Origin of the sequence: Acinetobacter sp. ANC 3832 (assembly GCF_002135415.1) — a bacterium.
GTDB lineage: Bacteria > Pseudomonadota > Gammaproteobacteria > Pseudomonadales > Moraxellaceae > Acinetobacter.
In genome coordinates this window covers 219212-231078 of sequence record NZ_NEGJ01000006.1, presented here as the reverse complement: position 1 = coordinate 231078, position 11867 = coordinate 219212, and the positions used below count along the sequence as shown (strand labels likewise).

The following is an 11867-nucleotide window of genomic DNA, read 5'->3' as shown; positions in this document are numbered from 1 at the left end:
TGTTGGTTTTTACACTTTCAGGACTTTCTTCACCATAGCCTAAACCACCAATTGTGGTTGCTTCACCCCATCCGATAAAACCATCTTCAGTGGTCACTTTTACCAATACCAGTGTTTGAGTTTGCATAGTTGCAACAGCCATCTTATGAGGACGGATTGTTGGGATTTCCACCAGCAATGTTTCTATTGATTTATACATCTTTAGCACTTCGCAATATTGATTTGTTTATCTCTTGTGGTATACCTTAAAAGAATGAAGTAATGCTGTCTAAGATCAAATAAGCATTTTAATATATTTTAAAGGTATCGAAGGTCATGGAATTAAGACATCTACGTTATTTCGTTGCAGTAGTTGAAGAGCAGAGTTTTACCAAAGCTGCTGAAAAACTGTTTATTGCTCAACCACCTTTGAGCCGTCAGATCCAAAATTTGGAGGGAGAGCTTGGAATTCTACTGTTTGAGCGGGGTAGCAGACCCCTTAAGACTACAGAAGCTGGGCAATTTTTCTATCAACATGCTGTTAAACTTTTGTCTAATGCTGAAGAAATTAAATCTATGACTCAGCGGGTGGGGATGGTGGAAAAGACGGTCACAATGGGATTTGTCGGTTCGCTCCTTTATGGCTTACTTCCAAAAATTGTCTATTTGTTTCGTCAACAGCAACCACATTTAAAGATCGATTTGATCGAAATGAGTACAAAAGAGCAAATTCAAGCATTAAAAGAAGGGAAAATTGATGTTGGATTTGGTCGTCTTCGAATTTCTGACCCTGCTGTACGCCGAATTTTATTGCGTGAAGAGCCTTTAATGGTCGCTGTTCATTCGAGCCATCCACTCGCGACGCAAAAAAAAGGAATATACCTTGCAGATATTGTAGACGAAAGTCTATTCCTTTATCCGAGCCATCCGAAGCCTAACTTTTCAACGCAAATTCGAGGTTTATTTTCAGAGTATGGTTTAGACCCGAAAAGTATGAAGGAAGTACGTGAAATCCAATTGGCTTTGGGTTTAGTGGCTGCTGGAGAAGGGATTTGTGTTGTGCCAGAAAGTGCTAAAACAATACAGTTACCGCATTTGAACTATATACCTTTATTAGATGATGCAGCAGTAAGCCCAATTTTCTTGGCAATGCGAAATATGGATGAAAGTGAGGATATTCATGCATTATTCGACTGTATTTACCAAGTTTATGACCTAGAAGCAATTAAATACGATCGTTCAATTATTCAATAAAAGTTATTTTCAATACTTTTAGTGATTTATAGCAAATAACGATTACACAAAAGAGAAAATCAGCTTTTATGAAGATATGTCATAGAGGTTGATTATTTTTGTCTGTAATTTCAATGGTTAAGTCTAAAAAATAAAATACAAATAATTATAAACTACAGATCTTAACTTATTGTTTTCACTTAATTGATTTTTAACCACTACTTTAAAGGTATGGATATATATGTAATCGGTTTTGGACAAAAAACTGACTATGCCTCATTGTTTGCAAAATTTTGCAGTTTTTCACAAGCAGGAGGCTAAAGTGGATACAAATAAATTAAATATAAATACGCTGGTTGATGAAGCGAAATTTACGCCATTTCATTGGGGTGTTCTCATCTGGTGTTTAATGATTATTATCTTTGATGGATATGATCTAGTTATTTATGGTGTTGTTTTACCTATTTTGATGCAAGAGTGGTCTTTAACCGCAGTACAGGCAGGTTTACTGGCAAGTACTGCGTTGTTCGGTATGATGTTTGGGGCAATGTGCTTTGGAACGTTATCGGACAAATTAGGTCGTAAAAAAACCATTATGATCTGTGTTGGAATTTTCAGCGGATTCACTTTCCTTGGTGCATTTGCAAGTTCACCGACTGAATTTGGCATATTACGTTTTCTTGCTGGTTTAGGGATTGGCGGTGTAATGCCAAATGTTGTAGCACTCATGACTGAATATGCACCCAAGCGTATTCGTAGTACATTGGTCGCTGTCATGTTTAGTGGTTATGCGATTGGTGGCATGGCTTCTGCTTTATTGGGCGCTTGGTTGGTTCCTGAACACGGTTGGAAAATCATGTTCTATATCGCATGTATCCCATTATTGTCATTACCATTAATTTGGAAATTCTTACCTGAATCACTAATGTTTTTAACCAAAAAAGGTGATACAGAACAAACACGTGCCATTGTTCAAAAAATTGCGCCAGAACAACCAATCACTGCTCAAACTCAGTTTGTATTAAATGAAGTAACTGTGGGTGATGAAGCACCGCTCCGTGCTTTATTTCAACAAGGTCGTACTTTCAGTACATTAATGTTCTGGGTCGCATTCTTCATGTGTTTGTTAATGGTTTATGCATTGGGGAGTTGGTTGCCGAAACTGATGATTCAGGCAGGCTATTCACTGGGTGCAAGTATGATATTCCTTTTTGCATTGAATATTGGTGGCATGGTTGGGGCAATTGGCGGTGGTGTTTTAGCAGATAAATTCCATTTAAAACCAGTATTAACCATTATGTTTGCTGTAGGTGCAATTTCTCTAATCCTTCTTGGTTTTAATAGCCCACAAGCTGTACTTTATTTGCTTATTGCACTTGCAGGCGCTGCAACCATTGGTTCACAGATTTTACTTTATACCTTTGTGGCACAATTCTATCCAACAGCTGTACGCTCCACAGGTATGGGGTGGGCATCAGGTATTGGACGTATCGGTGCAATTGTAGGTCCTGTATTAACTGGGGCATTATTAACTTTCGAATTACCACATCAAATGAATTTCCTTGCGATCGCAATTCCAGGTGTTATTGCAGCAATTGCAATTTTCCTAGTAAATCTCAAAGCATCTGTAGATGGTGCAAAACAGCCTAATATTGCAATGCAAGAAGCAACAGCAATGAAGAAAGCAGTCAATTAAATCTTTCGTAGCCTTTGAATGTAAAGGCTACATTTTTTACCTGTATTAGTGATACGTTTAAATCATAAATTCACCAATATTGCGGTAAGTCGTTTGATGATGAATGAAAAGAAAACGAATACAGATAATGAAACAGCTTAAGGTAAAATATGATTTAGCTCCAACTTTAATAACAAAGCTGTCTTAGATTGAATAGGCTTTATATTTTTGAATGAACAAAGAGAGTATATATTTAGTTGTATACTCACCTTTTTAGCATTCGATCTTTTAAAACTCAATGAGTGGGAAAGATATCTCAATATGAATACATAAAATAAAACCCTCGAAGGAGGGTAAGTGTTTTATAATAAAGCTATTTATCTTAACTTAGATAACCAATTCCCTGTACTTTGTACAAGCTGTACCACAATAAGTAAAACAATAGCAGTTAAATACACAGCACCTTGGTCAAAACGCTGATAACCATAAGAAATGGCTAAGTCACCAATACCACCACCACCGACAGCACCCGCCATTGCCGTTGCGCCAATTAAGCTAATGGTTGCAGTGGTTAAACTTAAAATGAGTGAACTACGAGATTCAGGAATAATAAATTTAAAAATGATTTGCCACGGAGATGCACCCATTGCTTGTGCAGATTCAATGATACCTTCGTTCACTTCAAGTAGTGAAGTTTCCACAAGACGACCAATATAAGGGCCAACATAGATGGTCAATGGAACAATGGTTGCCCATGTGCCAATAGATGTTCCCATGATAAATTTTGTTAAAGGAATAATTGAAATGGCTAAAATAATAAAGGGTAAAGAACGCAGGGCATTTACAATTGGATTCAATACTTTATAGATAAAAGCATTTGGTAGAATCCCTGTAGGGCGAGTAATGTATAAGCAGATGGCTTGAGCAAAACCCCAAATCATACCGAACAACAAAGCAAAAAACACCATGATAAAGGTTTCTTGCATTGCAGTAACAAATTGATCCATCGAGAGCGAACTGTGCCAAAAAGGTGCAGTGATTGTTGTTAGCCATTGTACGATGAGATCTCTCATATCGTTACTCCAGATTGCTCAATCTTCACGCCATTTTGTTTAAAGAACTCAATTGTTTGTTGGATAATTTCAGGATCTCCAAGTAATTGAATAAACATTTGACCAATTACAGCACCATTAATTTCAGTCATATTGGCAAATAAAATATTTAAACTAATATCAAATTGCTTAATTGCAGCTTGAACCACTGTTTCTTGTGCAGAAGTCCCTAAAAATTGCAAACTATAAATACTGTGATGATTTTGATTTTCTAAATTGCTCAGAATATTGAAAGGAAGCTGTTGTTGTAAAACAGTTTGAATGAAGTTTTTAGTGGTTGGATGTTTTGGTTGACTGAAAACTTCAAGTGTTGAACCTGTTTCAATGACTTTACCTTGTTCCATAACCGCAACATAGTCACAAATAGATTCAATGACATCCATTTCATGCGTAACCATCACAATCGTAATATTTTGCTCTTTATTAATTTTTTTAAGCAAGGCTAAAACAGATTTTGTGGTTTGTGGATCAAGGGCAGAGGTCGCTTCATCACACAATAAAATTTTAGGATGATTGGCCAAAGCGCGAGCAATACCGACACGTTGCTTTTGACCACCTGAAAGCTCATCGGGAAAAGCATCTTTTTTATGTTTCAGGTCGATGAATTCCAATAGCTCATTTAGACGTTTTTCACGTTCAGCTTTAGGTATACCTAAAAGTTTTAAAGGCATTTCAATATTGGCTGCCACCGTTTTGGTTTGCAGTAAGTTGAAATGCTGGAAAATCATACCAATATTTGCACGTTCCTGACGTAATGAACGTGCATCTAAAGCGGTAAAATCTGTTTGATTAATGATAATTTGACCTTGATTAGGACTTTCTAATAAATTAATCAATCGGATTAAGGTACTTTTACCAGCACCACTGTAGCCAATAATGCCAAAAATACTGCCTTCTGGAATACTCAGATTAATCTGATCCAGTGCTCGTATGGTTTGACCTTTTAACTCGTAGTATTTTGAGATGTTTTTAAATTCAATCATGTCATTAAGAACTATGCAGAAATGAAAAAACAGGCAAATCGTTTTGCCTGTTTTGGTTTAAGTCATTATATGACTATTTTGATTCTGTAAGATAGCTTACAGGTTTATTTACATCGACTTTAGTTCCGCCGAAATGCTCTTGAACATATTTACCGACAGCAGCAACGTGATATAGCTCACCCACTTTTTTCAAGAGAGGATCATCTTTACGAGATTCTGCAACAGCCAACACATTCACATTCATTTTTGTGCTTTGGTCAGTTGGTTCGTAATAAATAGAATCTTTAAGTACGTTTAAACCACCTTCCATTGCCAATGTATTACCCAAAACAATCGCATCAACTTCATCTTTAGCACGAACAGCCGTTGCCATTTGAATTGGTTTAATGATAATTTTTTTCGCATTTTCAATAATGTCAGCAGGTGTGCCTTTTACATTATCAAAATCAGCTTTAAGTTTAACTAAACCTGCTGATTGTAAAAGCAATAATGCACGCGATTCATTTGCACCATCATTTGGAATAGCAATGGTTGAACCATTTGTAAACTCTTCAACTTTTTTGATCTTACTTGAATAGATACCCATCGGCTCTAAGTAAGTTGTCGAAACTGCTGCAATTTTATCTTTGTTGTTTGCATTGAATGCAACAAGGTATGCATAAGACTGGAATGCATTAATATCCACTTCTTTGTTTGCAACAGCGGTATTCATTGCAACATAGTCAGTGAAGTTTTTGACTTCAAGTTTAATACCTGCTTGTTTTGTTTCAGGTAATGTTGCGATATAACGCCAAATATCAGCATCCGAACCAGTCGATGCCATAACAACTGTTTGTTCTTTCGTAGTATCAGTTTTTGTTTCTGTAGAGGGAGCTTCCTGCTTAGAACATGCGCCAAGCGTTAAAACAGATGCACCAAGTAGAATGCTGATCAGCTTTTTCATGTATAAATCCTGAATAGAGATTGTGATATAACTTGAGGTTACATCATCATTTCAATAGCAATTTGCTTTTAGGGTTTAAGTTTTAAAGTATTGATGATGATTCAGTCCTATGTATAGCTATAGAAACTTTTATACTTTTTGCTTTAAAACAATCCTAAAGTTTTGTTTATCATATCAATAAATTTAAATTATACATAGTCTGTATCTTTATCAGATTTAAATATAATAAAACTTTATAAATGAATGAATTAACTAAAATAATATACAAAACAAGTGCTTTTGTTGAATTATGAAATAAAGCTGATTTAATTTTATACTTATTTATAATATATATGTATTTTTGCGTTATTTATCTAAATATAAGATATAGAAAAGCCCACATAAGCAGGCTTGGGTGGGTTCATTAAGTTTTTAATGATTAAATACGTTCTATTGTTTCATGTTCTAAAAGGTAAAGTTCATTTATGAGTAAGAATTCGCGAATTTGTGTTTGATATGGTTTATCAATTTCACTATGTGCACGTTCATTTCTATAAGCACTAAAAATGTTGGTGAAAATACTACCTATAGCATTTGATGATTTTTCATTTCCTGTATTCCAATAGTGCAAAGATTTTCGTTCTTCTTCCGATATAAATGCTGTTTTTAATAAGTTGTTTGAAAAAAGGCTGTGATTATTTATTTTTATTTTAACTATATCCTCAAGCCTGGTGTATGCAATTAAAATGGTACTATTTGGATTATCTTTAAACTTTAAAGCAAGATCAAAAATACGTGGATCAATAAGGTGATAAGGTAACTCAGTAGGATAATAGCGATTGTTACTGATCTGGTAATCTGTTGATTTATAAATTGCATAAATATATTCATAAATTTCAATAGGGAGAACAACTTTGCTCACTTGAATTTTATGAATATCCTGATTATTGAGTGAGGTAGTATTTAGCTTTTTCATTAGTGTATGTGTTATAAGTATCTCTTCAACATCAACTTCATATCTTAGTAGTAGTTGTAAAGCAGATGCTAAACGTTTAGGTCCTTCACCCAAATAACCTGAAGTAAACCCTGAGCGGATAATATAGGTATTTCGTTCTGAGAGTATTAAGAACGCATGGTATCCATTATTGGATAGTAATTTAGCTTCTTTTACATTTTTTTGAGTTTGTAGAATGAATCCTAAAGCTTCTAGGCAGTCTTGTGTATAGCAAGTACCTAAATATTGTATTTCTTCTGAGCCTTTTCTAAAAAGTATATTAAACATTGTAGATGAATGATTTTATGAGATAAAACAACTATATATTAAAAAGCCTGCATAAGCAGGCTTCTCAAATTTTAATTCACTTGGTGTAGATTAAGCTTGTTCACGTGCAATCGCACGGTAACCAATATCTTTACGATATTGCACGCCATCAAAAGTCACTTTTTCACACAGTTCTAATGCTTTCGCTTGTGCTTCACCAATAGTATTGCCCAATGCAGTAACGCAAAGTACACGACCACCGGCAGTGACAACGTCACCATTCGCATTTACCGCAGTACCTGCATGGAATACTTTGGCATCAGTCATTTCGGTGTCTAAACCTGAAATGACATCATCTTTGCTAGACGTTTCAGGATAGCCTTTAGACGCAAGCACAATTCCGACAGTTTTACGCTCATCCCATTCAGCTTCAGCAGGTAATTTACCTTCGATTCCTGCTTCAACCAATTCAACCAAAGATGATTTTAAACGCATCATAATCGGTTGAGTTTCAGGATCACCAAAACGACAGTTGAATTCGATCACACGAGGTTGACCTTGTTCATCAATCATTAAGCCTGCATATAAGAAACCTGTATACACGTGACCATCAGCTTTCATACCATCAACAGTTGGGCGCATGACTTCTTTCATGGCTTTTTCAAAGACTTCAGCCGTTACAACAGGGGCAGGAGAGTAAGCACCCATACCGCCAGTGTTTGGACCTTGGTCACCTTCAAAAATACGTTTGTGATCTTGTGACGTTGCCATTGGTAAAATGTTGTCGCCATCAATCATGCAAATGAAAGAAGCTTCTTCACCTGCAAGGAATTCTTCGATGACGACACGAGAACCTGCATCACCAAATTTGTTGCCTGCAAGCATATCATCAATCGCTTCAAATGCTTCTTGATTGGTCAAGGCAACAATGACGCCTTTACCCGCAGCAAGACCATCGGCTTTAATGACAATAGGTGCACCATTTTTTTCAACAAATGCTTTTGCTTCTGCAACATCAGTAAAGACATCATAGAATGCAGTTGGAATGTTATGGCGTTTTAGGAAGTGTTTTGCGAAAGCTTTAGAGCCTTCAAGTTGTGCAGCAAATTGAGTTGGCCCCCAAACTTTCACACCAGCAGCACGGCATGCATCGACTACACCATTGACGAGCGGTGCTTCTGGGCCAACAATGACCAATTCAACTGCATTATTTTTTGCAAAGTCGATAATCGCTGCATTGTCTAAAATGCTTAAATTTACGTTTTCACATTTATGTTCAGTTGCTGTACCTGCGTTACCTGGTGCAACAAAAACTTTCGCTACTTTATCGTCTTGCGCGATTTTCCAAGCAAGTGCGTGTTCACGACCACCATTACCCAAAACTAAAATATTCATCGGTTCATACTCCATGAATCGAAATAACATAAAGTCCTCAACCTAAAAAGGAGAGGACTTTATGTAAGATTTAAAAATCTATTTTACGTAACATATATGACTGAATCAGTGTCATCGTCGAATCATCAATTAATGACGGAAATGACGCATGCCAGTGAACACCATTGCAATACCTGCTTCATCAGCCGCAGCAATGGTTTCTTCATCACGCATAGAACCACCTGGCTGAATGATACATTTAATGCCTGCTTTCGCCGCATTATCAATACCATCACGGAATGGGAAGAAAGCATCAGAGGCCATCACTGCACCTTCAACCACTAAGCCAGCATGTTCAGCTTTAATTGCAGCAATACGCGCAGAGTTGACACGACTCATTTGACCTGCGCCCACACCAATAGTTTGACGACCTTTCGCATACACAATTGCGTTTGATTTAACGTATTTTGCAACTTTCCAAGCAAAGATCAAATCATCAATTTCTGCATCAGTTGGTGCAACTTTAGTCACAACTTTAAGATCATCTTTGGTGATCATGCCTAAGTCTTGCTCTTGAACCAACAAACCGCCATTGACACGTTTGTAATCAAGTTGTTGATTGCGTGCATCAATTGCAGGAAGCTCGCCACATACAAGTACACGGACGTTTTTCTTCGCACCAGTCACTTCAAGCACACCTTCGGCAATGCTAGGCGCAATAATCACTTCAACGAATTGACGATCCACAATCGCTTGCGCTGTTGCAACATCTAATTCACGGTTGAATGCAATGATGCCACCAAATGCAGATTCAGGATCTGTTGCATATGCAAGATCATAAGCCACCGCAATGCCATCTAAAGAAACAGCAACGCCACATGGGTTAGCATGTTTTACAATCACACAGGCAGGTTTAGCAAAAGACTTCACACATTCAAGTGCTGCGTCTGTATCTGCAATATTGTTATAAGAGAGTTCTTTACCTTGAAGCTGTTTCGCAGTTGAAACAGATGCTTCAGTTGCAGTGTCTTCTACATAGAATGCAGCAGATTGATGAGGATTTTCACCATAACGTAAATCTTGTGCTTTATTCAATTGTGTATTAAAAGTACGTGCAAATTTATCTGCTTGACCTTCTTCTTTACCCACGCGAGCGCCTAAGTAAGAAGCGATCATGCCATCATATTGTGCAGTATGTTCAAATGCTTTTACTGCTAAGTCAAAACGAGTTGCATGCGACAATGAACCGTCTGCTTTTAATTCAGCAACGACAGTGTCGTAATCCGATGCATTGACAACAATACCGACAGAAGCATGGTTTTTTGCAGCTGCACGAACCATTGTAGGACCACCGATGTCGATATTTTCGATTGCATCAGCAAGTGAACAATTTGGTTTTGCGACAGTTGCAGCAAATGGATAAAGGTTAACCACAACTAAATCGATTGCATCGATGTTGTGTTCAGCCATTACAGCTTCGTCTAGACCACGGCGAGCTAAGATACCCCCATGAATTTTTGGATGTAGTGTTTTAACACGACCATCCATCATTTCTGGGAACCCAGTGTGCTCTGAAACTTCAACTACAGCCACATTGTTGTCTTTAAGCAACTTATATGTACCGCCAGTAGATAAAATTTCCACCCCAAGAGCCACAAGATTTTTAGCAAATTCAACGATTCCAGTTTTATCAGAAACTGAAATTAAAGCGCGTTTAATAGTCATGATTTTAGTCAACAATATTAAAGGTCTGGATTAAAACAAATAGGCAAAATATAAGTTAAAAAAAATGCCCACGGTAGCCGCGAGCATTTTATCATTTATTCACTCATTAAACCGTGAGCTTTCAACTTTTTGCGTAAAGTTCCGCGGTTGAGACCGAGGATCTCTGCAGCACGTGTCTGGTTACCACGTGTATACTCTAGAACTACAGATAAAAGAGGTTTCTCCATTTCTGCTAGCACCATGTCATACACCTGAGATGGTTGCTCACCCTGCAATTGTGCAAAATAGTGGCGAACTGCGCGATCTACGTGAATACGAAGAGCGACATCAGATTGTGCAGTAAAAATAGGAGATTTGCTATTCATGCGAGTTAATCCGAAAATCAAATATTACTTGGGTAAAGTAAAATGTAAATGTGGTCTAAAATACTGAGCTCCGTTTTAGATCCTAAAACGGTTGGCTCTAAAACAAGAACAATTAGCTTGCCACAACTCTCGCAATTGAGCGAAAAATAAGCGTAACAATAGATTAATATTTGTTACAGCGTTCTTTTACGCAAAAAACAATCTACTTGCGCAATATTGAACATAAAGCACATAAATAGTTTGTATTTGTTGTATAAAAATGCGAGGAGTTTGCAGGACAAAGCTTTCGTGGCGCACATGATACCATTGTCTAAGAAAAAATGAGCAAGAAAACTACATTTTTTTTTACTTTTTTACACTTTTTTTACATTTTAGGGATGAATTATTTCTAAATGGTAATCATCAAAGCTATTTCTAGGTTGAGGAATCGTAAATTTAAAGCGGTAAGGGCGGGCTGTAGGAATACGACTAATCCCACTTAACCCCCCACCAATATATTCAGTAGAAGGGATGATGATCGGTAATTGCTTTTGTCCTTGAGACGTTAAAGTCAACTTTAATAAAGGTAGTGCTAAACTTTTATTATAATTATTTACCATGACACCTGAAAACTGAGTGCTTTCTTTATCCACTTTTTCAACGTGTATAGTTTCAATCTTCATTTGGTTGTAGCGCTGGTCTACAGTGTCACAATGTAAAATGGCACAAGTTTTGGTAAACAGTGTACTGAGTAAAGGGTATTTATCCGTTAAATTGGGGTTAAACCATAAAACTTGAAAAACTAAAACAGAAATTAATGCAAAGTTAACCAGTCCCCAAATAACGTAATACCATAGGCTTTTGGAACGAGTTTGAAAACGTCCACCTTTTTCAGTCTTTGAAGAGAGGTGAAGTGAAGGAATATTATTAACAGGATCGTTATTAAATTGATTCAGGCTGTTTAAATAGGTTCTTAAATTGATATTCGAGTTTTCAATCTTACGATTAAAGATATCTAAAACATGACTTTCAGCTTCGTAGCTTGATTGTAGGCTTTCAGATTTTTCGATGGCATTTTGAGTTTCTTGTAGTGTTTCTTTAGGCTGCGGAGTATTTTCAACTAAATTAAGTAAAGCATTAAAGTTGGTAGCACATTTAGCACAACAAACCATACCCTGTGAAACAGTCAGTTGAGTGACTGAGACTTTATAAGTGGTATTACAATCAGGGCATTGGGTTTGTTTATCTGTCATCTTGAA

At 36.8% G+C, this 11867-nt stretch carries 10 protein-coding genes and 1 pseudogene; 2 read left to right on the top strand and 9 right to left on the bottom strand.

Annotated features, from left to right (window positions below; all coding sequences use genetic code 11):
* Positions 1-199, bottom strand: a pseudogene (locus B9T35_RS10615) (muconate cycloisomerase); the annotation flags it as partial.
* A 116-nt stretch (positions 200-315) separates the two neighbouring features.
* On the opposite strand from B9T35_RS10615, the gene B9T35_RS10610 reads away from it, so the two are divergent.
* Both B9T35_RS10610 and B9T35_RS10605 read left to right on the top strand, forming a co-directional pair.
* Entirely contained in the window at positions 316-1233 is a 918-nt protein-coding gene (locus tag B9T35_RS10610; RefSeq protein WP_086191080.1) for a LysR family transcriptional regulator, read from the top strand.
* Between the two features lie 301 nt (positions 1234-1534).
* Entirely contained in the window at positions 1535-2908 is a 1374-nt protein-coding gene (locus B9T35_RS10605) for an MFS transporter (RefSeq protein ID WP_416202436.1), read from the top strand.
* 356 nt (positions 2909-3264) lie between these two features.
* Here B9T35_RS10605 and B9T35_RS10600 read toward each other — a convergent pair whose 3' ends face one another.
* The 8 genes from B9T35_RS10600 to B9T35_RS10565 all read right to left on the bottom strand — a co-directional run bounded on the left by B9T35_RS10600 (position 3265) and on the right by B9T35_RS10565 (position 11861).
* Entirely contained in the window at positions 3265-3960 is a 696-nt protein-coding gene (locus B9T35_RS10600; protein WP_086191078.1) for a methionine ABC transporter permease, read from the bottom strand.
* Entirely contained in the window at positions 3957-4982 is a 1026-nt protein-coding gene (locus tag B9T35_RS10595) for a methionine ABC transporter ATP-binding protein (protein ID WP_086191077.1), read from the bottom strand. Before B9T35_RS10595 ends, B9T35_RS10600 begins: the two co-directional genes overlap by 4 nt.
* Positions 4983-5055: 73 nt before the next feature.
* Positions 5056-5925, bottom strand: coding sequence for a MetQ/NlpA family ABC transporter substrate-binding protein (locus tag B9T35_RS10590; RefSeq protein ID WP_086191076.1), 870 nt, complete (start codon positions 5923-5925; stop codon positions 5056-5058).
* 418 nt (positions 5926-6343) lie between these two features.
* Entirely contained in the window at positions 6344-7186 is an 843-nt protein-coding gene (locus tag B9T35_RS10585) for a hypothetical protein (RefSeq protein ID WP_086191075.1), read from the bottom strand.
* A gap of 90 nt (positions 7187-7276) precedes the next feature.
* A complete protein-coding gene (gene purD, locus B9T35_RS10580) occupies positions 7277-8560 on the bottom strand; it encodes a phosphoribosylamine--glycine ligase (protein ID WP_086191094.1) in 1284 nt (427 codons plus the stop codon).
* Between the two features lie 129 nt (positions 8561-8689).
* Positions 8690-10264: a bifunctional phosphoribosylaminoimidazolecarboxamide formyltransferase/IMP cyclohydrolase gene (purH, locus tag B9T35_RS10575; protein WP_086191074.1), complete on the bottom strand. Its 1575-nt coding sequence runs from the start codon at positions 10262-10264 to the stop codon at positions 8690-8692.
* Between the two features lie 95 nt (positions 10265-10359).
* Positions 10360-10629, bottom strand: a complete 270-nt coding sequence (fis, locus tag B9T35_RS10570) for a DNA-binding transcriptional regulator Fis (RefSeq protein ID WP_001086304.1) — start codon at positions 10627-10629, stop codon at positions 10360-10362.
* Between the two features lie 371 nt (positions 10630-11000).
* A complete protein-coding gene (locus B9T35_RS10565) occupies positions 11001-11861 on the bottom strand; it encodes a DUF3426 domain-containing protein (RefSeq protein ID WP_086191073.1) in 861 nt (286 codons plus the stop codon).
* Positions 11862-11867: the final 6 nt, after the last annotated feature.

Coding starts and splice junctions, on each gene's coding strand:
- B9T35_RS10595 (WP_086191077.1), bottom strand. CDS start 4,982: ATGATTGAATTTAAAAACATCTCAAAATACTACGAGTTAAAAGGTCAA.
- purH (WP_086191074.1), bottom strand. CDS start 10,264: ATGACTATTAAACGCGCTTTAATTTCAGTTTCTGATAAAACTGGAATC.
- B9T35_RS10565 (WP_086191073.1), bottom strand. CDS start 11,861: ATGACAGATAAACAAACCCAATGCCCTGATTGTAATACCACTTATAAA.
- fis (WP_001086304.1), bottom strand. CDS start 10,629: ATGAATAGCAAATCTCCTATTTTTACTGCACAATCTGATGTCGCTCTT.
- B9T35_RS10590 (WP_086191076.1), bottom strand. CDS start 5,925: ATGAAAAAGCTGATCAGCATTCTACTTGGTGCATCTGTTTTAACGCTT.
- B9T35_RS10585 (WP_086191075.1), bottom strand. CDS start 7,186: ATGTTTAATATACTTTTTAGAAAAGGCTCAGAAGAAATACAATATTTA.
- purD (WP_086191094.1), bottom strand. CDS start 8,560: ATGAATATTTTAGTTTTGGGTAATGGTGGTCGTGAACACGCACTTGCT.
- B9T35_RS10610 (WP_086191080.1), top strand. CDS start 316: ATGGAATTAAGACATCTACGTTATTTCGTTGCAGTAGTTGAAGAGCAG.
- B9T35_RS10600 (WP_086191078.1), bottom strand. CDS start 3,960: ATGAGAGATCTCATCGTACAATGGCTAACAACAATCACTGCACCTTTT.